This window comes from Vespertiliibacter pulmonis (assembly GCF_013377275.1).
Classification (GTDB): domain Bacteria; phylum Pseudomonadota; class Gammaproteobacteria; order Enterobacterales; family Pasteurellaceae; genus Vespertiliibacter; species Vespertiliibacter pulmonis.
This window is the reverse complement of record NZ_CP016615.1, coordinates 1,454,746-1,478,957: the sequence shown is the minus strand read 5'-3', so window position 1 is coordinate 1,478,957 and position 24,212 is coordinate 1,454,746. Positions and strand designations below refer to the sequence as shown.

Here is a 24,212-nt window from a genome sequence, read left to right as displayed (position 1 = left end):
AAAAATTGCGTATTGTAACCTGTTTAAAACAAACGGTACACTATCGCAGAAATAGCAATTAGCCCCATTACCGTTACAAATACATTACTCATTTTACCTTTAAATTTTTGTAAAGACGGTATCTTATGAATAGCATACATCGGCATAATAAAGAGGATCATTGCAATAATCGGTCCACCAAGCCCTTCAATAAAATTCAAAATACTCGGGTTAATTGTGGCAACAACCCATAAAATAATAAAGAACAATACAGCAATAATTTTATGGAACTTTTTGGACTCAATAGGCTCATCTCTCATTTGATTTATTAAACCTTCCAAACCTTCTCTTGCACCTAAATAATGCCCAAAGAATGAACTACCAATCGCTAAAAATGCAACTAATGGTCCTAAATATGATAAAACTGGGTTATCAAATTTATTTGCTAAATAAGATAAAATCGTAATATTTTGTGCTTTTGCTTCAGCTAATTCCGCTGGTGTTAAAGTTAAAACACAGCTAAATACAAATAACATAACAAATGCAACTAAAATTACTGCTGTTGAGCGTAACACTTTACTCATTTCTTGATCTGTTTGCTCTGGATCTTTATAAAACTTCTTCTGAGAAAGAGCAAACGAAGAAATCGCTGGTGAATGATTAAATGAGAAAACTAACACGGGAATAGTTAACCACAATGTTAAGCTAAAATCGCCTAGACTTGGCATACCAGAGAAAAAAGCACCATTCCAATGCGGAATTAAATAAAGTGATAACCCTACTAAAATAGCTACTAACGGGTAAACAAGAAAAGTCGTAACTTTTAACATCACACTTTCGCTTAATAACATAACGCTAATCATTGCTAAAATTAACACGAAAGAAAGAATAAAACGAGGAGGTGCTGTAACATGTAACTGATTTACTAAAAATGACTCCACAGTATTAGTAATTCCCACACCATAAATCAATAGAATAGGAAAAATCGCAAAGAAATAGAGCAATGTAATTAATTTACCCGCACCTTCACCAAAATGCTCACGCACAACATTAGTAATATCACTGTTAGGATATTTAGATGACAATACAAAACGAGCTAGCCCACGGTGAGCCAAATAAGTCATCGGTCCAACTAATAACGTCATTACAATTAAAGGTAAGAAACCACCCATTCCAGCATTAATTGGTAGAAAAAGTACTCCAGCTCCCACTGCTGTTCCAAATAGATTTAATATCCACATTAATGAAAAACGCTTTGAAGATATATTCTTCATATAAACCTCTTAAAATAAATCAATACTAGAAATATATTCTGTCCCTAAAACTATTGAAATAGAAAATACTTCCTTATTTTCAAATTTGAAATGGGATCATACCGACCTTTAACAAAATCTCAACAATAAGTATTCAAAAGTATGATCCACTTAAAATTCTTATAGTTCAAATGTTTATTTATCAACCAATATTCTCTATTACTGTACAACATTCAACAATACTTAGCTGCTTACAAGCGATCAGATATATCAAATTTTTGTAAATTTAAAGATTGCCCACAATATCTAACGCATCACTTAATTTTTTGACACTGAATACTTCCATACCTTTAATGACCTTTTTCGGTGCATTCCCTGCAGGAATAATGGCTCTTTTAAAACCATGTTTTGCTGCTTCTGCAATACGTTCCTGCCCACTTGGCACAGGGCGAATTTCCCCACCAAGCCCAACTTCACCAAAAACCACGAGATCGTGTGGTAATGGACGATTACGAAAACTCGAAATTAATGCTAATAACAAGGCAAGATCTGCACTGGTTTCCGTGACTTTTACTCCTCCAACTACATTTACAAACACATCTTGATCTGACATCTGTAACCCTCCGTGGCGATGTAACACAGCAAGCAACAACGATAATCGATTTTGTTCCAGTCCAACTGCTATACGTCGAGGGTTTGCCAACATGGAGTGATCGACTAACGCTTGAATTTCAACTAATAATGGACGAGTTCCTTCCCATAAAACCATTACTGAACTTCCTGAAGTCAATTCATCACTACGGCTTAAAAATATCGCTGAAGGATTTTTTACCTCTTTTAAGCCCTGCTCTGTCATTGCAAATACGCCCAATTCATTGACAGCACCAAAACGGTTTTTGTGGCTTCGCAACGTGCGGTAACGAGAATCAGCTTCCCCTTCCAATAATAATGATGCATCAATCGCATGCTCTAATACCTTGGGCCCAGCTAATGCACCGTCTTTCGTAACATGCCCAACCATAATGATAGCAACTTGGCGAGTCTTCGCATAACGTGTTAAAAATGATGCACATTCGCGAACCTGTGCAACACTTCCGGGTGAAGACTGAATATCTGCCAAATGCATTACTTGAATAGAATCAATCACAATTAATTTCGGCTTTTCTTGATCCGCTAAATTACAAATCTGTTCTACGGATGTTTCCGATAACATTTTTAATTTATCTGTAGGTAAATTTAACCGATTTGCCCGCATAGCAACTTGTTGTAATGATTCCTCTCCTGTTACATAAAGCGTTGGAATTTCTTGTGAAAGGTTACACATCACTTGTAATAATAACGTACTTTTTCCAGCCCCAGGATGTCCCCCGATCAAAATAGCGCTACCTGGTACAATTCCTCCCCCTAATACTCGGTCTAACTCATTGAAACTACTAGAAAAACGAGGAACTTCTTGTAAATCAATTTCTGATAATCGCTGAATTTTACCCGATGCTTCTCCTGCATATCCGCTGAAGCGATCCCCTTTGCTCTCCTGCTTAGCTGAAATCAAACGAACTTCGCTAATAGTATTCCATGCCATGCAGGCCCGACATTGCCCTAACCAACGGGCATATTCTGCGCCACAATCACTACATACATAAGCTGTTTTCGGTGCTTTTGCCATTATATACCTACTATTATTCCCTACTAAAATTTAGGCATATAGTAACAAAAAACACTGTGTAAAAAAACAGGAATATTTTCTATTTTTGCGATACTGATCGAGAAAAATATCTTTAGTTATCGCTTTTTTCTCCTAATCTTGCAAACTTCGTAATCGGTAAATTACCACCTATTTATTATCCAATAACAGTAAGGATCTATTATGACTACCTATATCTACTCTCTAAAAAAAGCCTTTACCTTAATTGAATTGATGATTGTAATTGCCATCATAGCCATTCTAGCTACTATTGCTATTCCTTCTTATACTAGTTATACCCAAAAAGCCGCTATGTCTGAACTACTACAAGCCTCTTCCCCCTATAAATCTGATGTTGAAATTTGTATCTATAATACTGGTAATACCGCAGGTTGTTCGGCGGGTAGTAATGGTATTCAAGCAGCCAAAGCTGACAGTGCAAATACAAAATATTTAAAATCTATTGCAGTTACAAATGGCGTGATTACTGTGGCAGGTAAAAACTCTCTAGACAACATTGGCTATACTCTTACACCAACATTCTCAAGAGAAAATAATAACATTACTTGGACAAGTAACTGCACAGGTGATAGCGGTCTGTTCCCATCAGGATTTTGCGGAACTAGTTCAAATTAATAGCTAAAAAGGTGCGAAGATGAACACTCAATATTCAGCTTGTGAATTAGCGACCCAACGTATTTTTGAAATCCCAAATGAATTGTGGCAAAGAAATTGTCAAGAAAAACAGATCTTGCAACGCTATCTTGCTGTGCCAATTTTAGAACATCCCCAAACTTTATGGCTTGCCATAGATGATGAGAAAAATCTCAACGCCTGTGAAATCTTCGCATTCTTACTGAACAAAAAAATTGAACCTGTGATTATTGCAAGTGAAGAGCTAAAATACCTACTCAACGCACTTTCACCAGACACACAATTATTACATGAAAATAGTGATATAAACTATCTACCCACAGAGATAGAGCAGCTAGACTATAACGATCCAATTATTCAAATTTTAGATACCCTGTTTAAGTTCTGCTTAACCAAAAATGTTTCCGATATTCATCTTGAACCAAGCAGAGATAAACTACTCATTCGATTAAGAATTGATGGCGTACTGTATATTTATAAAACGCTTTCACATAATTTTACTCAGAGAATTTTATCTCGAATAAAATTACTAGCTAAACTCGATATTAGTGAGTCTCGTTTACCTCAAGACGGACAATTTCATTTTACAACTGCATTATCTGAAAACCTTGATTTCCGAGTTTCTACATTACCAACAAACTATGGTGAGAAAATAGTACTACGATTACAAAAGAATAAACCAACTACTTTTGACTTTATAGAATTAGGCTTTTCTGCCGCTAAGAAAAGCGCCTTATTAAATGCCCTAAATCAGCCTCAAGGGTTAATTTTAGTTACAGGCCCTACGGGAAGTGGTAAAAGTATTACTCTCTACACTGCATTAAGCTATTTAAATCACAGTGAAAAACATATTTTAACCGCAGAAGATCCTATTGAAATTGAAATAGAAGGGCTAATTCAAACTCAAGTCAATCGAGGGCTTAACCTAGATTTTAGCCAGTTACTTCGCACCTTTTTACGTCAAGATCCCGATATTATAATGCTTGGCGAAATTCGTGATGAAGAAAGTGCTAAAATTGCATTACGAGCCGCCCAAACAGGACATCTTGTTTTTTCAACCTTACACACTAACGATGCCCCTTCAGCCGTTGAAAGGCTATACCAACTTGGTATTAAAGAATACGAAATTAAAAATGCTTTGCTTTTAGTTATCGCACAACGTTTAGTACGAAAACTTTGCTTAAAATGCTTAGGAAAAGGCTGTGGACAATGTCATCAAGGCTACAATGGGCGTATTGGTATTTATCAATTATTAAGCCGTTCTGCAAAAGTATTCGAGCAAAAGACCGCCTGCTTAGATTACTCGAGTTTATTCGAAAGCGCGAAACAAAAAGTCAATGAAAATTTAACTGATATAAACGAAATTGTTAGGGTGCTTGGTAATGATTTATGAATATTATTGGAAAGCTGTCAATCGCTTTGGAAAAAAACAGAAAGGAAAATGTTTAGCAGAAAGCCGAGAACAACTTGAACAATCTTTACAACAAAAGGGTTATGCTCAACTGACGATTAAGCGTAATTTTATTTTTCCTAAAACGCCTACAAATGAAGAAATTACGCAGATATTAAATCAAATTACATTATTACTCAATACAACAATTCCACTCAATACAGCTTTAGCAATGATATTACAAAATTGTAATCAAATTAGAGTTTATCAATGGTTAAAACTAATTATTCAATATTTAGAAACAGGTTTTACTTTATCACAATCTATTGAGAAAATAGATAAATATCTCACTACTCAAGAAATTCAACTCATAAGAATGGGAGAAGCAAGCGGTCAATTAGCTATTATTTTAAGTAAATTAGTAAAATCTCGCAATAAAACAGAAAAGCTACAAAAGAAAATTAAAAAAATTCTTTTTTACCCTGTAATTGTTTTAATTATATCACTTTCTTTATCTCTGCTATTATTAATTTTCATCGTTCCTCAATTTGCTGAACTATATGGCGAAAAACAAAAATCATTACCACTTATTACAGATATCCTCTTTACGACTTCTTCATTTCTTACAGAAAACACCTACACTATATTAGCCATATCAATAATAATGAGCACACTTATCTTTATACTTTCAAAGAAAACTCATTATATTATTTTAATAAAACAATTTATATTTAGTCATTTACCCATTTTTAAACATATTATAAATTATAATAGAATAATTTTCTTTTGCCAAAACTGTGCTTTAATGTTGCAATCACAACTTCGTTTAGATGTTATTTTAAAATCATTTCTTTATTCAAAAAAGAGCGATCCTATTTTATATAATGAAGTGCAATCAATACTTCAACTACTACAACAAGGTTACCGATTTTGCGATGGATTAGATCCTACTATTTTTGGTAATAATACGATTCAAATGATTACTATTGGTGAAAAAAGTGGTAAGTTGGCTGAAATGTTAGAGCATATCAGTGAGATATATCAACAACAGCTCGATTATCAAATTGATTTACTGTCTCAATTACTTGAACCTATATTAATGCTAATTATGGGAATAATTGTTGGCACAATTATTATAGGATTATATTTACCTATTTTTGATATGGGAACATTAGTTGAATGATGCTATTTCTTGTTTCAATTTTCTGTGCATTTTGGTTTCTATATGAACTAAAAAATTTTCCGCTAAAGATAAATACCTTAATTTATCAAAATATGTCTGATCTAGTCTCTTTAGATCTTACACTTGAGCAATTAATCTCTCATTCTAAATTACAAGAGAAAAATAGCCGATTAAAAAATTTTATTCTTTTTCTTTCTTTACCTATTTTATCACTCTTTCTCAATCACTACCCACCAACAATCATTACTATAATTTTTATTCTTATTTATCTTTCTATATTAGATACTCTCTATTATTTAACCGACAGTAAATATGTAACTATTATTTTTATAATAACCCTCCTACATCTCGTGTTATTTAATGAATATAATATCTACCCTTATATTATTTCATTATTATTTACACTTATATTTTTCTTCTTATTGATTCAAATCACTCAATTCTTATTAAAAAAAGAAGTTTTTGGAATGGGCGATGTTATTATACTTGTTGCAATTTCTCCATTATTTAGGCTTGAAGAAATATTGCTATTACTACTTATAGCTAGTCTTAGTGGGTTAATTTTTGCAAGCGGTTACTTTTTAGTAAAAAAAGAAAAACTGACAAAGCTACCATTTATTCCCTTTATCAGTTTTTCAACATTACTATTGTTAATAATAAATTAATTGTTTAGTTCGCAGTTTTTAGAAAACTAGAATTAGCCTGTAACTGCTCAAAAAACCATTTAACAATAAAATCGAAATGAGGTATTAATTGGGATTCCTTCCACAATGTACTTTGGCTAAATTGTGTGAATGTATCCAAGAAAAATAAAATTGCTGCGACAATAAAAATGCCACGTAAAATTCCAAAACCTGCCCCTAAAACACGATCTGTTCCAGATAGCCCTGTTTTATCAACTAATTTTGCCAACAGTGCATTTATAATTCCACTAACAATTAATACGGCAATAAATAAAATTGTAGCAGCAATACCATTACGAAGATATTCTGAATTTTGTAAATAAGAGGAATTAATTTGCAGTAATACCAAACTCATAGGTTGATAAAATTTACTAGCAATAAAAAAAGCGATAACCCAACCTGCTAATGAAAGCACTTCGCTGACAAACCCTCGCCATAAGCTAACTAATAACGAGAAAACAACAATTCCGATAATAATAAAATCAACCATACAATCCCAATATTACTAAATAATGTTTACTATTTCATAGCAGAAGAAACAATGGCTTAAAGCCTCTCTGTTATGAGAACGACAAGCGGTAGTTTCTCAAAAATATTAACAATGCTCAAACTAAATTTATCAAAATTATTTGTATTTACTTTTTATCACAATCTAACCTATCAATAAAATGGGATCCTAAACTATGTTGGCGAGCAATCATCGCTGACACAACGCATTGTGCTGTCTTCAATCCAAAATAAATTTCAATGCCGTTAAATGCTTGATATTTTAGTGGTTGAAAACGATTTTCTAACGAATGAAGTTCCTTCCTGAGTATAACTAAATTTTCTGGGGTTCGATACACATTAGCAAAGCGAGTCATTTGTTGCCGAATATTGTTTAATACCTGACTCGGTGTTAAATTTTCATCTCCTGATGGATTATGTAACAAGCTTAATAATTTATTGAGTGAAATATCTTTCGTTACACTAACAACTTTTTCTGATAAGTTTTGTGCAATTTTCCGAACAGCTCTTTTAGAAAAAACTAAACTTCCCCCAACAGAATTTCCCCCTAGCCGATTTGCACCTTCAATACAAGATGAAATTTCCCCGACTGCAAATAGCCCTTTAACATCAGTTTGTGCATTTTCATCAATCACCACACCTCCATTACAGCTATGGGCAAAGGGCGCAATCGCAATAGGTTCTTTCAATAGATCAATCCCGACATCATTTTTAAGCCAATCTAAATAAACAGTATAAAACTCGCTTTTATCTTGATATATGGCATTACTATAATGTAAATAAATCCCTTTCTCCTGTGGGTTTTTCATCAGGTGCTTCATCATAACTAAATCAAATTCCACACAGGGAAAATCTACACTAAATGGGGCATAATCACTCCTTTCTACCATCATTTTATGAAAATCTTGCGGTGTTAAATGAGGAAAAAGATTATTGCCTGCATTATCCGTTACCTTTTCCACATACTTTAATGTATGCTCACCAAATAATACTTTATATTTTGGCTCAACGAATGAAGGAATAAACTGGAGAAACTCCAAATTTTTTAATTTAGCCCCCGCTTGTTGAGCAACATAGTGACTTGAACCAATAATATCAGCAGGATAAAGATTATCTTTATATAAACCAGCAATTCCACCTGTAGCGAGTATAATCTGTGATGTACGGCAAAAAATATATTCCAAATTGCCATTATTTATACAACTAAAAATAGCACCTTGGACTTGATTATTATCCACTTCAATATGAATGAGCGTAGCATTTTCATAAAATGAAATATTTTTATCTGCAATAATTTTTTTTGCTCTTTCCGCAGAATCTCGCCAATTATTTATCAAAAAAACAGGCCTTGCATAACGAGCAAAACACGCTGGGCGATTGTCTTTTCGTTGCCACGGTTCAAAACCTATGCGATTAAGCAATTCAATGCTTTCAGCAGATTCTTCAATATAGGCTTTAACAATTTTAGGGTTATTAACACCTTGCGCAACTCGTTCAATATCCTCTTGGAATAGCAGATAATCCTGCTTTCCACCCGTAACTTGAATACCCAATGTTGCCTTTAATGGAAAATAACTTGCGCCACTCCCAATCGGTGTTTTACTTATCAGCACAACTTGAATGCCTTTTGAACGGGCTTCTACACAGCTTGCAAGCCCTGCAATCCCACTACCGATTACTAACAATTCCGTTTCAATAGTACGAGAAATTGATATGCCATTCATTATATAAACCTGTATGTAAAACTTTTTATAATCTTACCGCTTGCTAAAGTAGTGAGGGAGCGGCATCTAATAAACTCCGTGTATAAGACTGCTGTGGTCGTTCAAAGATATCTATTGCTGTGCCCTGTTCTATGATAACGCCCTCATTCATAACAACAATACGATCCGACACTTGGCGAACAGTCTGTAAATCGTGGGAAATAAATACCATCGCAAGATTTAATTCAACTTTTAAATCAGCGAGTAGATTTAAAATTTGGGCCCGTACGGATACATCAAGGGCTGAAGTAGGTTCATCTGCAACAATTAATTTTGGATTTAATGTTAAAGCACGAGCAATCGCAACACGCTGTTTCTGTCCGCCAGATAAACGAGTTGGCTCAACTAATGCAACTGAATGGGGTAACCCCACTCGCTCAAGTAATTCATAAACTTTCTTTTCTCGTTCTTGAGGTAAAAGTACATTATGGATATCCATAGGATCTTTTAGAATATCCAGCACCCTCATTCTTGGGTTCAGTGCCGTTGCAGGATCTTGAAAAATTACTGCAACTTGTTTACCAAATTGTTTACGATCCTTCGTACTACCGTAACGCATTCGTAAACCATTAAATTTAACTGTACCTGTGCTCGGTTTTTGTAAACCAATCATCACATTTGCTAATGTTGATTTACCACAGCCTGATTGCCCAACGATCCCAACTGTTTCTCCAGCGCTGATAGATAAACTCACGCCTCCTACTGCCGTTACTTTTTTAGGTCGAAAAAATGAGCCATCACGAGAAGGGAATTCAACTCTAATATTATCTAGTTCAATAATCGGAGATATCTCTGCTGCTGTCATACTTATTTTTCCGCTGTTAAATGTGATGCCCAAATATGCTCAGGGTGGTTACCCACTGGCACCAGTGTTAATTTCTGAGAGGGATCTGCATTCGCTCGTAAAGAACGACTAGCAAATCTATCACCATTCACAAAATCAAACGGTGATGGGACGCTTCCCGGAATTTGATATAAACGTGTTGCACAACATTCCGTAGATAACACCGATCCCAGTAAGCCCCTTGTATATTCGTGGGTTGGATTCGTTAATAATAGTGTTGTAGGTGCCATTTCAACAATTTGCCCTGCATACATTACCGTAATATGGTGTGCCATTTGAGCAACCAAGGCTAAATCGTGGCTTACAAAAATCATTGCAAAGCCTAATTTTTCACGCAATTCATTTAGTAAATTAATAACTTCAGCTTGAACGGTTACATCTAATGCCGTTGTTGGCTCATCTGCAATCAATAATTTTGGTTCTCGAGCTAATGCCATCGCAATTAGCACACGCTGTCTTTGCCCACCTGATAATTCGTGCGGATAACGGTTTAATGTTTTCGAAGGATCTAATTTCACCCAGTTTAATAAGGTTTCCGCAGAATTTTTTCCACCTCGTTTAATTAATTGTCCCAGTTGATCTCTAATTCGCATTGACGGATTCAAAGCACTTAACGCATCTTGATAGATCATTGCGATTTCATTACCGCGTAATTGAACTAATTCCTGCGTATCTAACAAATTATGTAGATTACCCGCACGGTCAGTAAATAAAATTTCACCGGTTATTTTAGCTGATTTAGGTAAAAGCCCCATAATAGAGAAAGCAGAAATAGACTTACCACAACCTGACTCTCCAACTAGCCCCATTGTTTCGCCTTCGTGAACAGTAAAACTAATATTATCTACCAAGGCAATATCACCATAACGATTTGGAAAACGGATTGATAAGTTTTTTACCTGTAAAATAGGTTTTCCTTGTGAGCCTAATAACATTCTATCGTTACGGGAATTCTCTTTCTCCTGTAATTGCATTAAATAACGTTTTAATGCCTGACTTTCTGCCAACGCTTCTTCTACATCTTTTGATAATGGTTTATCCTCTGTCTTATCTATCGTTTTTTTAGCGCTCTCTTTTAATTTTGGATTAACCAAGGCATCAGTTAAACCTTCAGATAGAATATTTAGTGAAAGTACAGTAAATAATATAGCTAACCCAGCAAATGTTGTTGCCCACCAAAAACCGCTTAAAACTAGATTACGCCCCTCAGACAATACATTTCCCCAAGAAGGATGAGGGGATTGAACACCTGCTCCTAAAAATGAGAGAGAGGCTTCCAATACAATCGCATCAGCCACCATTACCGTTGAAAAAACTAAGACTGGTGCGGCAACATTCCGTATGATGTGCTTCACTAAAATATAGGTTCTACTTCCACCGATAACTCGTTCAGCACGGACATAATCTTCCTCCCACTGGGAAACAATATTAGCTCGAACAACTCTCGCTAACTGCGGTGTATAAACAATAGCAATAGTAATAATAATAACTGGAATACTATTTCCAAATGTAGCTAATAACACTGCGGCCAAAGCAATTCCCGGAAATGCCATTAATATATCCATTAATCGCATAATGACTTCATTTCCCCATTTACTCGCCGTTGCTGCCATTGCACCTAAAATTCCACCAAATACAATTGCCATTGCAACTGCCCCTAAACCAATGAACATTGATGTTTGAGCACCGAATAAAAGCCGTGAAAAAATATCTCTCCCCAAGCGGTCTGTTCCGAACCAATATACGCTACTCGGTGCTTGAACAGGCCGCAATGTTTTTAAAGGATCATAAGGAGCAATCCAAGGAGCTAATAATGCAATAATTATCATCAATACTAAAAAAAGTAGTGCAATTTTAGATACTTTCGATAATCCATTAAACCTTGCTCCTCCAGAAGCAAGCTTATCTGCTAATCGTTGGCGAAACATTACAAACTCCTAATTTTAGGATTAATCATCAGATACAGAAGATCCACAATGATATTAACTAATACAAAGGTAAACGCAATCGTTAAAACGACGCCTTGTACTAAATGTAAATCGTGATTTACGATGCCATTAAAAATAAGTTTTCCCATACCTGGTAAATCAAAAATTTGTTCTATCACCACGGCACCGCCAAGTAAATACCCAACTCGTAGTCCTAACACCGTTACAGGAGTAATTAACGCATTTCTTAAAACGTTATAACGAATAACTGTACTATAAGGAATGCCATTGCCGATTGCTGTACGAACATAATCTTTATCCATTTCTTCTACCATAGTCGTACGCACAACTCGAATTAATGAAGCACAAACAGGAATCGCTAAGGCAACTGATGGCAAAATCATTGAATGAACATAGCCAAACAGGCTTTCACTGAAAGGGATAAATCCTCCAGAAGGAAGCCAACCTAATTTCAGTGAAAACCATTGAATTAATAAAATGCCTAACCAAAATGACGGAGTAGCAACCGCCGCTACCGACAATAAACGAATAATTTGGTCAACCCAACTATCTCGGTACAAAGCAGAGATGATACCTAATGAGAATGAAATGACCGCAGCTAAAATCACTCCAATCAATGTCAGCTGTAAAGTAATAGGAAATGCTTTTGCTATCAACGAAGTGATTGGCTGCTCTGGTGGGGTTGTCATTCCAAAATCAAAATGAAGAGCATTCATAATAAAGCGAAAATATTGAACAATAATCGGATCATTTAAGCCATGTTCCTGCCGATACAACTCTTTTGCGGCTTCACTCGCTCCCTCTCCTAATGCTGTGATTGCAGGATCACCCGGAGTTAATTGCAGGATAAGAAATACCAATGCACTCACTCCTAACATCATTATGGGTAGTGCCAGTAAACGCCGTAACAATAAACGAATGACTATTTCCACATTATTCTCCAATGATTAGAAATAAGTTTCACTAAATAAATAGATAAAATTATTAAACAACAAGCGGTATGATCATTTTCTAAAATTGCAAAAATAGTAGAAAACATACCGCTTGTTTTATATGTTGTAGTTATAAATTATTTACGTCCCACACCAATAAAAGATAGACCTGTAGTTGGAAGTGGCTGGAATCCATCTAACGATTTATCATTCCAAGCTGTTGGTAATTTACGATGAATAATTGGATAAAGTGGAACTTGTTCAGCAATAAGATCAATCGCTTCCTTCCACGCAGCTTTTGCTTTATCACTCTCTTTTGTTTTTATGGCGAGATCTAATAAATCTTGTAATTTCGCATATTCCGAGGTATCTGCCCAGCCAAAACGTTTTTTCGGCCAAACATCACCACGATACCACCAACTCAATAAGAGATCTAAATCATTACCAAATACTGATGGATCACCTGGGGCAATCACAACCTCATAAGCACCTTTATCAACATGGTTACCATATAATGCCCCTGATTGCAGATGCTGCAACGAAACTTTTACACCAGGAATATTATTCCACGACTCTAAAATCAATGGAGCGCATTCTTTTACCCAAGAATGATCTGTTGCTAATAGCTGAAACTCTAATTTATCAATACCCGCATCTTTTAATAATTGAGAAGCACGAGTAACATCATAATCATATTGTGTAGCAGCTTTAACATATTCAGGGTGAGTCTCTTGTACATAAGAGGTAGCCGCTTTCGCATTACCTAAGAAAACAATATCAATTAATTTTTGCGTATCTAAACCGTAATGTAGTGCTTGACGGACTTTGATATTATCAAACGGAGCTTTCTTACAATTAAACATTAAAAAGAGTAATCCGAAAGATTGAACAGATTCTACCGCACCTTTCTTCTTTAAGCGATCCGCATCTAAATAAGGCACACTTTCAATAGCCTGAACTCGTCCAGACTCTTGAGCAGTAACCCGAGCAGCATCATCAGAAAGCAAGAACCACACCATTTTCTCCACTTTTGCTGGATATAATCCGTTATAGGTTGGGTAAATCTCAAATACAATACGGTCATCTTTTACTGCAGAAACAAATTTATAAGGACCTGATCCAATAGGATTTGCATCAAATGCTACTTGCCCAATCGCTTCAACGATATGTTTTGGCACAATTTTTACAATACCTAATCGCAATTTAAAAATAGCAAATGGGTATTTCAATTTAAATTCAACGGTCTTATCATCAATGGCTTTGACCGTCTCAATAAAAGGGACAAATTGTGCGAATAATGATTTTTTCTCTGGATTTAACACTCTCTCATAAGAATAGACCACATCATCTGCTGTTACAGGTTTACCATCATGAAACGTTGCCCCCTCACGTAATACAACACGCCACGTAACCTCATCAATTTGTTCCGGCTCTTTACCCGCTAAGGCTAAATAAGGCTGACGAGTTGCAGGGTGGAGATCAACTAAGCCTTCAAAAATATGTAAATTAGCAGCTAGAGCTGCTGCACTACTTGCTGTTGCAGGGTCAAATCCCGTTGATAATGGATAAGCAATACCTGCTTCAATTGTCGAACCAGCAGAAGCTACAGCATACGCATTAGAAGAAAACGCATTTAATGTCCCTCCAAATGCCATTCCTGCCCCAACTCCTGTAAGCAATTTCACAAAATTGCGACGAGAATTATTATACTCAATATGCTTAGTCATTATTGACTCCTTATCCTATTTTCATACGGTTAATTAAATATTGGTATCCAATATTTATAAAATTTCCACGTTCATTTCCATTTCAAACCTACATTTAAAAATGGAGGAAATTTATCATAAATAGATGATGATTTTGTGTCAATGAAATCACTCTTTAACATTTCAAAATTGCCATCTGGTTCACAAAACTTTAATTACTCTAATTTGGCTGATACCCCTCGTCAATGAATGTTGGATTAGTTGCACCTTGGCGTGCAAGCTCATCACAAATTTCATTTTCTCGATGTCCTGAATGACCTTTAACCCATTGCCATTCTAGTTGATGTGGTATAATTGCTCTATCTAACCTGATCCACAGATCTTGATTTTTAACAGGAGATTTATTACTTGTCTTCCAATTATTTTTTTTCCAATTATAAAGCCATTTTTGAATACCATTTTTCATATACTGACTGTCACTTGATAAGATTACCTGGCAAGGCTCTTTTAACATTGTTAGGGCTTCAATAACAGCTAAAAGTTCCATACGATTGTTTGTCGTTAGTTTAAACCCCCGGCTTACCGTTTTCTCTTTTCCTTTATACCGTAGCAATACCCCAATACCTCCTGGACCAGGATTACCTAAGCAAGAGCCATCTGTAAAAATTTCAACACGTTTCATAAAATCCTATCGTTACTTTCTTATTTTTAATATGCAAGCGGTTAAATTAACCTAATATTTTACAACAATAGCAGAATAAATTTATTTTCTAAAAAATCTAGCATTTTAAATAAAATATCAATTTCAACATAGGCAAACCCAGAAATAAAAAAGAGAACCACTCGGTTCTCTTTTAAAGTTTTAACATTCAGATTAAATTTCAAAATCTTTTAGTGACTTTCCTGCATCTAATGCTTTTTGGATTGCAAATGGCGTCCTGCCCTGCCCTGTCCAAGTCTTTTCTACACCCTGTTCATTAATATATTTATATTTAGCAGGACGAGCTTGACGTCGCTCACGTTTTTTAATTTCACCAGAAGCGCCAAGTAACAAGACTAATTCTTCTGCAGAAATACCATCCTTCTCAAGTAATTCTTTATATTTATTTAAACCTTCTAAGCGCTTTGCTTTCTCAAGCTCTTCGGCTTTAATCAACTCACGCTTTTCATCAATTACCATTACTAATTTTTCAGCAATTGCTTCCAATTGTTCTAATGAAGATTCCCGTGCTAACACTCGTAAACTGCGAATGTTATTTAATGTTTTTAATACTTCAGACATAATATCCTCTAAATATATTTAGGTTAATTTTAAATTCTACACATTTATTTTAGCTATATTAGACTAAACTATTTTATTGGTAAATATCTATATTAAATTAATCCCTAAAATAGCTTTATTCTTATAAAATATAGACAATAAAAAATAAAATCTGGCTAATTTATACTATTTTTTCATTTCTTTGCTTGCAAAATTTAATTGATAAGGTAATCTACCTAAGTCCTACAAATTGTAGAGGTGCAAATACCATAAGTACTTTTTCCGAGTGGAGAACGAAGACGAAACTGAAAAGGGGTATTTGCCGAAGTTAATTAAGCGTCATCTTAATTAGCTGGTGTTGTTATCGAAAGGGACAACACTGTCATAGTGAACACTATGGAGCGCTACTGTTAGGCTTGGGCTATATTATCCCTTCCTTATTATAACTTATAAATAGTATAAGTTTATTCAGTAGATCTCTTTCCTTTGTTTGCCATTAATTCATTTTATATAAACAATACGAGAGGTTTTATGAATCCCATTGATTATTCCGCATCGGCGTGGTCTGTTATTCCCGCCTTATTAGCATTACTATTAGCTATTTTAACTCGCAAAGTTATTCTTTCATTAAGTATCGGCATTATTACTGGGGCATTGATGCTATACGCAGGTAATCCAATAAATGCACTTATTCACTTAAAAAATAGTGTCTTTTCACTCGCTTATAATAATGATGGATTAAATAGCAATAACTTAAATATCATTCTATTTTTAATTTTACTCGGTATTTTAACGGCACTATTAAGCCTCTCAGGTAGCAATCAAGCCTTTGCTATTTGGGCTCAACAACATATAAAAGGCAAACGTGGTGCAAAATTAATGGCAGCAGGATTAGTTTTCTTTACTTTCATCGATGACTATTTTCACAGTTTAGCCGTAGGTGCAATTGCACGCCCTGTTACAGACAAATTCAAAGTCTCACGAGCTAAACTCGCCTATATTTTAGATTCCACGGCAGCACCAATGTGCGTACTAATGCCTATTTCAAGTTGGGGCGCTTATATTATTACCTTAATTGCTGGGTTACTTACAACTTACGGCATTACGAGCTATTCGCCACTCGGCGCATTTATGACAATCAGCGCTATGAATTTCTATGCTATATTCTCAATGATTATGGTATTTGCTGTCGCTTATTTTACCATTGATATTGGTTCAATGAAACGCTTTGAACTAGAAGCTCAACAAGCAAATACAGAAGAGCAAAGCCTTACTGATTCAAATGGCAAAGTACTCAATTTAATTCTGCCTATTATTACGCTAATTTTAGCCACCATTGCAACAATGATGTACACAGGTAATCAAGCACTTGCTGCAGACGGAAAAGCCTTTAGTGTGCTGGGTGCATTTGAAAATACTACTGTTGGAATTTCTCTCGTTGTAGGGGGAATTAGTGCACTTATCGTTGCGACTTTTTGTATCTCAATTGCTCAACAATTAACAATAAAAGATTATTTCAAATCTTATGCAATCGGTGCAAAATCAATGTCTGGTGCAATTTTAATTCTCTGCTTTGCTTGGACAATCAACGGTATCGTTAGCGATATGCAAACAGGTAAATATCTATCAACTCTTGTAGCAGACTCACTTAATCCTGCTTTGCTCCCTTTCATTTTATTCATATTAGGTAGTGGAATGGCTTTCTCAACAGGCACAAGTTGGGGAACATTCGGCATTATGTTACCAATCGCTGCATCAATGGCGGTTCACGCAGATCCTAACTTACTTCTTCCGTGCTTATCCGCAGTAATGGCTGGAGCAGTTTGCGGGGATCACTGCTCTCCAATTTCTGATACAACTATTTTATCCTCTACGGGAGCACAATGTAATCATATGGATCACGTTACTTCACAACTTCCTTATGCAATGATTGTAGCTGGTGCAAGTGCTATTGGCTACCTCGTACTTGGATTTAGTCAATCAATGTGGCTCAGCCTCGCTGTTACCGCCCTTGTTTTAGCAAGTGTTACTTTTATTATCATCAAGAAAAATAACTAACTGCATTCTAAGCCGTAGGCCTAATAACAAACGGTGAGTTATCACTATTAATAAAACCTTGTAATATTAACTATTACAAGGTTTTATAATAAGTAAATGACCCTAATTTATTATAGGTTGAATAATAAATCGATGAATACATATCTCATTGAATATTAAGAATCAAGCAAGCATTGCAAGCGGTCAAATTCCTAAAAATTTTGCAAAACTTAAAAAGATAATTCTGCCTTAATCATCTGCTAAAAAAAGCGGGCCAAGCTGAGTTCTAGGCAAATTAAATCGTTCAGGGTATAACACATCAACAAGATATAACCCCTCTGCTCTCGCCGTTGGTGCAGCAAGAGTACGATCTTTCTGTTCTAATAACCATTTTATCCACTCAATCGGTTTACGCTCCTGGCCAACCTCAATTAAGCTCCCTACAATATTTCTCACCATATGATGCACAAACGCATTCGCTTGAATATCAATAATAATATAGTCATTTTGACGAGTTACTTTAAGATGGTGGACATTTCTCCAAGGGGTATGTGATTGACATTGAGATGAACGAAAAGAAGTAAAATCATTCTCACCGAGTAGAAATTGCCCCGCTTTGTTCATCTTCTCAGCATCAAGCTCTGCATAATAATGAGACAGCCCCGCAGGTAAAATTGCTGAACGTAGTTTATTATTATAAATAATGTAACGATAACGACGGGCTGTTGCGCTAAAACGAGCGTGAAAATCATCAGGTACTTCCCTTGCCCATTTTACTGCAATATCTGGAGGAAGGAAGGTATTCGTCCCAAAACACCAACTCTGTAACGAACGATAAACTTCCGTTTCAAAATGCACTACTTGCCCTGTGCCATGCACGCCAGCATCCGTTCTACCTGCACAGAAAACTGTACAAGTCGTATCCGCAATAACGGATAACGCATCTTCCAATCGTTGCTGAACAGAAGCAACATTTAATTGACGTTGCCAGCCAAAATAACGACTACCATCATATTCAATTCCTAGTGCAATTTTCATTAATTTCTCCCGTCTAAACTAGACTCTAGGACTATCGGCTAAGCAAAGAGAGAAATTCTTTACGAGTTTCACGGTCTTGCAAAAATACCCCCCCGAATGCTGAAGTTAAAGTTTGGCTATTCGTATCTTTCACTCCACGACATTTTACACAAAAATGCGTTGCTTTCACATAAACCGCAACATCTTCTGTTTCTAAAATAGTTTGAAAGGCAGTCAAAATTTGCTCTGTAAAACGCTCTTGTACTTGAGGACGCTGTGCAAAAAATTGAACCACACGGTTAATTTTAGACAAACCGATAACCCAATCTTTTGGATAATATGCCACGGCAACTTTACCATCAATCGTAACGAAATGGTGCTCACAAGTACTCGTCAGCGTAATATCGTCCACCAAAACCATTTCACTTACTTTCATTCGATTTTGAATTTTCGTTATCTTAGGAAACGTTTCATAATCCAACCCACTAAAAATTTCATCAACATACATTTTGGCTAACCGTTTAGGTGTTTCTTCCAAACTGTCATCACGCAAATCTAGCCCTAGTAGTTCTAACACAGAACGCATATGTTGTTGAATTTCTTCACGGCGAAGAGCTTTATCTTTATTCTGCTCGACCGTTGGTGTTTCAATGCCCTTAGCTAGCAAGGCCGCACGTACACCTTGTGCTTCTGGAGAGATTTTATTCATCAAATATCCTCTAAATTTTTAAGCAACTGATTCTATCAAATTACGTTAAAAACACAATGAAAGCTCATTCAAACAATACTGTAAAGGCTATACTAGATATAGTGAATAATGAAAAAATTTAATAGATATAAAAATAATTCTGGACAAGAAAATTAAATTTATTTCTTAGTAAAATTAGGTAGTATATTCTGTAATAACTCTTGGTGTTAATTTAGTAATTAATTCATAATTTATAACACCAATCGCTTTAGCAACATCCTCAATCAATAAGTCTCGTCCCCATAAAATAACTTCATCACCCACTTTATCTTGGCTATCGAGACCTAAATCTACTGTCATCATATCCATGGATACTCGTCCAACAATTGGTACTCTACGCCCATTAACTAATACTGGGGTACCTTCAGGTGCATTACGAGGATAACCATCACCATATCCAATCGCTACAACACCAATTTTAGTATCCCTTGGGCTAACCCATCCAGCACCATAACCAACAGGTTCGCCTGCTTTATGATTTCGTACTGCAATTAATGAAGAAGATAATGTGATTGCTGGTTGAAATCCTAGATCGGAAATCGGTTGTTGATGAGGGGAAATACCGTGCATAATAATCCCAGGACGGACCCAATCATAATGGGCTTGTGGCCAATATAAAATACCATTTGATGCCGACAGGCTTCGTTCTTCTGAATAAGGTTGAACTGCTTGCTCAAACATTTTGATTTGCTTTTCCGTATAATCCGACTCTATTTCATCAGCTCGGCTAAAATGGCTGATAAATTTTATCTCTTTAACTAATACACAATGCTTCAAACGCTGGTAAAATAGTTCAACTTGCTCTGGGTCAATTCCCAAGCGGTGCATTCCCGTATCAATTTTAAGCCATACGGTAATCGGGAAATAAATTTTAGTTTTTCGCTGCCAAAAACCTTTCTCTTTTTCATTCAGCCACTCTTGCGCTACCTGCTCTAATAATTCTAACTGCTCAATACAATGAACAACCGTATCAAAACGGCGAGATAACGTTTTTAACAGCTCTTCACGATCAAAAAAACCTTCTAGCAAAATAATTTTTCCAGCAAAACCACTCTCTTGAATTTCAAGCGCTTCTTTTATTCGAGCAACACCAAAGGCATCAACCATATCCTCTAAAGTTTTCGTTACAAACCCAATAGATTGTCCATACGCATTCGCTTTGACCACTGCACAAACCTTACTATCTGGTGCAAAAGATTTAATTAACTGAAAATTGTGGCGTAACGCACTACCACTAATCGTTGCTGTCGCTGGTTTCATAACAAAATTATCCAAATAAATAATAATGATAAAATTATACGCTGAAAATACCGCTTGCGTGTAGGTAAATTCTTTAACTATTTACTTAAATTTCATACAATACTTCTCTGCTGAATCTGCTCTGTCAACCCGGAATTCAACCAACGTATTGCTTCTTCTAATGGAACGTCAAAGGTTTTATTATTATCATTCGTAATTTGATTACCAATGATAACATAAGTATTAGCTCGATTAATTGGTCTCTAACGATCAATATTTACTTGATAATTTGCATAAAATGCCAATAATGGTGTTTCATAAACACAAGCCATATGCACACCGCCACCATCAACTGCAATAACTAAATCAACCGTATTGATCAAATCAAAATAATCATCAATCGATATTTTCTTTACTAATTTTATATTTAATGAACTATTTAATTATTTTAAGTAATCTTCTTAATCAATTGTATTTGTTAATAAAAAAGTAATTTTTCTCTTATTTCTGGTGCAACACCTAATAATAAACTTAATTCATTCAGAGAAATTTCTCGCATACTTTCTTATTGATTAAGTAGTACTTTAACAGTTAATAAATCAATATAACTTTTTGCTTACCTTTACTAAAAAAATTAACAATTATGATTTCATAATCTACCAAATTATATTATTTTCACTTGAAAAATCTAAGCATTTTATGTAAATTAATTTAAATAGGTTAAAAATACTCTTATACACTATGAAAAAATTTCTACAAAAAATTCGGCTAAAATTAGGTAAAGTTATCCTTGATCATAAAAAACATCATTCACTTACTGAAATTAGCCTAATAAGAAAAATTATTTTCCTTCGGCAGGATGGCAAAATTGGAGACTATATTATTAGCTCTTTTATATTCCGTGAGTTAAAAAAACAAAACCCTAATATCTATATTGCTGTTGTCTGCTCAACTAAAATACAATATTTATTTAGGCAAAACTCTTTTGTAGATAAAATTTATACAGTCAAAACTAAAGACATTATAAACTATATCCAAGTTTCTAATAAAATTCGTGCGGATAAGTATGATATACTTATTGACCCTACTGTTTTTATACGTAATCGAGATTTATTACTTATAAAATTAATTGGAGCAAAAGTAAATATCGGTTATCAAAAACAAGATTACAAAATTTTTGATGAAAGTATTAACGATATAAATATTCACTTCTCACAAGTTTATGAGAAAATACTTAACAGAATGGAATTTAAAAATATTAATACTGATTATGACATTCCTTCTAACTTAGTTAGCCAGCGTAATATTGAAGAATTCTTAGAAGAAAATAATATTCATAAATTTATTGCTATTAATTTTTTTGGTGCAAGTTCATCTCGTAGTTTTAATGATGAAAGTATTAAAATACTCTTAAATCATATAACCAGTAAAATTTCCACACCTATTATTTTACTGATATATCCTACTATAACTGAAAAAGTAAAAAAATTTATTTTATCTTATTCAAACATCTATCTATATGAAAAAACACAAACAATTTTTGATAATATTGAAATAATAAAAAAATCTTATTTAGTCATATCTCCTGATACTTCTATTATTCATATTGCAGTAGGATTAAATAAACCTATTATTGCTTTTTATAGTAATGATAATGAAAATTTTATTCACTGGCACCCAAAAAGTAATAATACTATACAGATTTTAAGATACAATAAAAATATAAATGAAATTAAGCCTGAACAATTAAAATTAGAATGGTTATCTTGGTAAAATAAATGAATTTCAACTCATTAAAATTATTTATTGATATTGCTGACACGGGCAGCTTTATTCGCACGGCTAAAAAAAACTATATCAGTGCATCAACGCTTTCTCGTCATATTCAACGAATTGAGGATGAAATTGGACAACCTCTTTTTTTACGAGATAATCGCCAAGTTGTACTCACAGAAGCAGGTAAAAAATTCCGCTCTTTTGCTGAGCAAAATTGGCTAAATTGGAAGCAAATACAATATGAATTATCACCCCAACAAACGGAACTTGAAGGAGAACTTCATCTATTTTGTTCTGTAACTGCAGCATATAGCCACTTACCCAAAATGCTTGAACATTTTCGTAAACTTTACCCTAAAGTTGAGATCCAACTTAGCACAGGCGATCCCGCTAAAGCATTACAAATGGTACAATCAATGCAAGCAGATCTTTCACTTACTGGCAAGCCCGAACATCTTCCCAATAACATTAACTTTCATTATATTGATGATATTACTCTTTCGTTGATTATTCCTCGTATTGCTTGCCCCGTTACCCTTCTACTCCAGAAAACACCTATTGATTGGCACAATATTCCATTTATTTTGCCTGTTGAAGGACCTGCTCGTAAGCGGATAGATCACTGGTTTAAATTGCAAAAAATTAGATCTCCAAAAATCTACGCTACCGTTGAAGGACACGAGGCTATTTTACCTATGGTTGCAGTTGGGTGTGGCATTGCATTACTACCCGATGTTGTTATCAAACACAGCCCTATTGCAAATCGAATTTCTTATTTTAATTTGTCTGTCCCCATTCAACCTTTTGAACTCGGAATTTGTGTACAACAACGCCGGCTACAAGAACCAATCATTCAAGCCTTTTGGAATTTTTTATCTAACCCAAGTTAAATATCTCTAATTTCTGCTAAAATAGCTAAAAATTTATTAACGCCAGGAGAGAGAAAATGAAAATTGTTGAAGTAAAGCATCCGCTCATTAAACATAAAATTGGTTTAATGCGTGCTGCTGATGTAAATACAAAAGATTTCCGCCAACTTGCGACAGAGGTGGGAAGCCTACTCACCTATGAAGCCACAACTGATTTAGAAACAGAAAAAGTCACAATTGAAGGTTGGAATGGTCCTGTTGAAATTGATCGAATTAAAGGAAAGAAAGTTACTGTTGTGCCTATTTTGCGAGCAGGGTTAGGTATGATGGATGGCGTTTTAGAACATATCCCTAGTGCAAGAATTAGTGTGGTTGGTATTTATCGTAATGAAGAAACTCTTGAACCCGTCCCTTATTTTACCAAATTAGCCAACGATGTCAGTGAACGTTTAGCGATTATTGTTGATCCAATGTTAGCAACGGGTGGCTCAATGATTGCTACTATTGATTTACTGAAAAAAGCAGGCTGCAAACAGATCAAAGTTTTAGTCCTTGTTGCTGCCCCAGAAGGATTAGAAGCCCTAAAAAGAACTCACCCAGATATTGAGCTTTATACCGCTGCAATTGATGATCACTTAAATGAACAAGGCTATATCATTCCAGGCTTAGGCGATGCTGGCGATAAAATCTTTGGTACAAAATAATATTTAAATACAAGCGGTCAGGTTTTAAAATTTC

Annotated in this window: 22 protein-coding genes and 1 riboswitch; of the genes, 8 read left to right on the top strand and 14 right to left on the bottom strand. The window is 34.9% G+C overall.

Translation table 11 applies throughout. The annotated features are described in order from the left end of the window. Positions 1–23: 23 nt before the first annotated feature. Both A6B43_RS07215 and radA read right to left on the bottom strand, forming a co-directional pair. Entirely contained in the window at positions 24–1,253 is a 1,230-nt protein-coding gene (locus A6B43_RS07215; RefSeq protein WP_124210307.1) for a serine/threonine transporter, read from the bottom strand. Positions 1,254–1,518: 265 nt separating this feature from the next. Beyond that, the gene (gene radA / locus A6B43_RS07210) at positions 1,519–2,898 is read right to left on the bottom strand and encodes a DNA repair protein RadA (protein ID WP_124210306.1); all 1,380 of its coding nucleotides are present in this window, start codon (positions 2,896–2,898) and stop codon (positions 1,519–1,521) included. Positions 2,899–3,099: 201 nt separating this feature from the next. Between radA and ppdD the strand changes: the two genes are divergently transcribed. The 4 genes from ppdD to A6B43_RS07190 are packed head-to-tail and all read left to right on the top strand — an operon-like array spanning position 3,100 to position 6,808. Next, positions 3,100–3,552 carry a prepilin peptidase-dependent pilin gene (ppdD, locus tag A6B43_RS07205; RefSeq protein WP_124210305.1) on the top strand — a complete coding sequence of 151 codons (453 nt, stop codon included), beginning with the start codon at positions 3,100–3,102 and terminating at the stop codon, positions 3,550–3,552. Positions 3,553–3,571: 19 nt separating this feature from the next. Then, the gene (locus tag A6B43_RS07200; RefSeq protein WP_124210304.1) at positions 3,572–4,963 is read left to right on the top strand and encodes a GspE/PulE family protein; all 1,392 of its coding nucleotides are present in this window, start codon (positions 3,572–3,574) and stop codon (positions 4,961–4,963) included. Beyond that, the gene (locus tag A6B43_RS07195) at positions 4,947–6,143 is read left to right on the top strand and encodes a type II secretion system F family protein (protein ID WP_124210303.1); all 1,197 of its coding nucleotides are present in this window, start codon (positions 4,947–4,949) and stop codon (positions 6,141–6,143) included. Before A6B43_RS07200 ends, A6B43_RS07195 begins: the two co-directional genes overlap by 17 nt. Then, positions 6,140–6,808 carry a prepilin peptidase gene (locus tag A6B43_RS07190; RefSeq protein WP_124210302.1) on the top strand — a complete coding sequence of 223 codons (669 nt, stop codon included), beginning with the start codon at positions 6,140–6,142 and terminating at the stop codon, positions 6,806–6,808. The genes A6B43_RS07195 and A6B43_RS07190 overlap by 4 nt, the downstream gene beginning before the upstream one ends. 4 nt (positions 6,809–6,812) lie before the next feature. Here the strand turns inward: A6B43_RS07190 and A6B43_RS07185 are convergent, their stop codons facing one another. From A6B43_RS07185 to A6B43_RS07150, 8 genes are all read right to left on the bottom strand, one after another. Beyond that, positions 6,813–7,316: a CvpA family protein gene (locus A6B43_RS07185; protein ID WP_124210301.1), complete on the bottom strand. Its 504-nt coding sequence runs from the start codon at positions 7,314–7,316 to the stop codon at positions 6,813–6,815. 145 nt (positions 7,317–7,461) lie between these two features. Beyond that, positions 7,462–9,057, bottom strand: a complete 1,596-nt coding sequence (locus tag A6B43_RS07180; protein WP_124210300.1) for an FAD-binding protein — start codon at positions 9,055–9,057, stop codon at positions 7,462–7,464. 43 nt (positions 9,058–9,100) lie between these two features. Further along, positions 9,101–9,901 carry an ABC transporter ATP-binding protein gene (locus A6B43_RS07175; RefSeq protein WP_124210299.1) on the bottom strand — a complete coding sequence of 267 codons (801 nt, stop codon included), beginning with the start codon at positions 9,899–9,901 and terminating at the stop codon, positions 9,101–9,103. A gap of 2 nt (positions 9,902–9,903) precedes the next feature. After that, positions 9,904–11,868 (bottom strand): dipeptide/oligopeptide/nickel ABC transporter permease/ATP-binding protein, encoded by a 1,965-nt coding sequence (locus tag A6B43_RS07170; RefSeq protein WP_124210298.1) that lies wholly within the window; start codon positions 11,866–11,868, stop codon positions 9,904–9,906. Further along, positions 11,868–12,821 carry an ABC transporter permease gene (locus tag A6B43_RS07165; RefSeq protein WP_124210297.1) on the bottom strand — a complete coding sequence of 318 codons (954 nt, stop codon included), beginning with the start codon at positions 12,819–12,821 and terminating at the stop codon, positions 11,868–11,870. The genes A6B43_RS07170 and A6B43_RS07165 overlap by 1 nt, the downstream gene beginning before the upstream one ends. 137 nt (positions 12,822–12,958) lie before the next feature. Continuing rightward, on the bottom strand, positions 12,959–14,548 hold the full coding sequence (locus A6B43_RS07160; RefSeq protein ID WP_124210296.1) for an ABC transporter substrate-binding protein: 1,590 nt from the start codon (positions 14,546–14,548) through the stop codon (positions 12,959–12,961). Positions 14,549–14,747: 199 nt separating this feature from the next. Next, a complete protein-coding gene (rnhA, locus tag A6B43_RS07155) occupies positions 14,748–15,209 on the bottom strand; it encodes a ribonuclease HI (RefSeq protein WP_124210295.1) in 462 nt (153 codons plus the stop codon). 192 nt (positions 15,210–15,401) lie between these two features. Next, positions 15,402–15,809 (bottom strand): H-NS family histone-like protein, encoded by a 408-nt coding sequence (locus A6B43_RS07150; RefSeq protein WP_124210294.1) that lies wholly within the window; start codon positions 15,807–15,809, stop codon positions 15,402–15,404. 224 nt (positions 15,810–16,033) lie between these two features. Then, a riboswitch (Lysine riboswitch) is annotated at positions 16,034–16,203 on the top strand. Between the two features lie 116 nt (positions 16,204–16,319). Here A6B43_RS07150 and A6B43_RS07145 point away from each other — a divergent pair. Then, positions 16,320–17,846, top strand: a complete 1,527-nt coding sequence (locus A6B43_RS07145; RefSeq protein ID WP_124210293.1) for a Na+/H+ antiporter NhaC family protein — start codon at positions 16,320–16,322, stop codon at positions 17,844–17,846. 228 nt (positions 17,847–18,074) lie between these two features. On the opposite strand, the gene truA is transcribed toward A6B43_RS07145, so the two are convergent. The 4 genes from truA to A6B43_RS07125 all read right to left on the bottom strand — a co-directional run bounded on the left by truA (position 18,075) and on the right by A6B43_RS07125 (position 21,254). Continuing rightward, positions 18,075–18,863, bottom strand: coding sequence for a tRNA pseudouridine(38-40) synthase TruA (truA, locus tag A6B43_RS07140; RefSeq protein WP_124210292.1), 789 nt, complete (start codon positions 18,861–18,863; stop codon positions 18,075–18,077). Between the two features lie 31 nt (positions 18,864–18,894). Then, the gene (folE, locus tag A6B43_RS07135) at positions 18,895–19,551 is read right to left on the bottom strand and encodes a GTP cyclohydrolase I FolE (protein ID WP_124210291.1); all 657 of its coding nucleotides are present in this window, start codon (positions 19,549–19,551) and stop codon (positions 18,895–18,897) included. 174 nt (positions 19,552–19,725) lie between these two features. Continuing rightward, complete coding sequence (gene alr / locus A6B43_RS07130) at positions 19,726–20,850, bottom strand: alanine racemase (protein ID WP_124210290.1); 1,125 nt, start codon at positions 20,848–20,850, stop codon at positions 19,726–19,728. 242 nt (positions 20,851–21,092) lie between these two features. After that, a complete protein-coding gene (locus tag A6B43_RS07125) occupies positions 21,093–21,254 on the bottom strand; it encodes a glycosyltransferase family 9 protein (RefSeq protein WP_124210289.1) in 162 nt (53 codons plus the stop codon). Between the two features lie 316 nt (positions 21,255–21,570). Here A6B43_RS07125 and A6B43_RS07120 point away from each other — a divergent pair, with 316 nt between their 5' ends. Genes A6B43_RS07120 through upp form a run of 3 tightly spaced genes read left to right on the top strand, consistent with a single transcriptional unit; the run spans position 21,571 to position 24,178 of the window. Next, positions 21,571–22,602: a glycosyltransferase family 9 protein gene (locus A6B43_RS07120; RefSeq protein WP_124210288.1), complete on the top strand. Its 1,032-nt coding sequence runs from the start codon at positions 21,571–21,573 to the stop codon at positions 22,600–22,602. 5 nt (positions 22,603–22,607) lie between these two features. Continuing rightward, positions 22,608–23,495, top strand: coding sequence for an HTH-type transcriptional activator IlvY (gene ilvY, locus A6B43_RS07115; protein ID WP_124210287.1), 888 nt, complete (start codon positions 22,608–22,610; stop codon positions 23,493–23,495). A 56-nt stretch (positions 23,496–23,551) separates the two neighbouring features. Then, complete coding sequence (gene upp / locus A6B43_RS07110) at positions 23,552–24,178, top strand: uracil phosphoribosyltransferase (RefSeq protein ID WP_124210286.1); 627 nt, start codon at positions 23,552–23,554, stop codon at positions 24,176–24,178. Positions 24,179–24,212 lie beyond the last annotated feature (34 nt).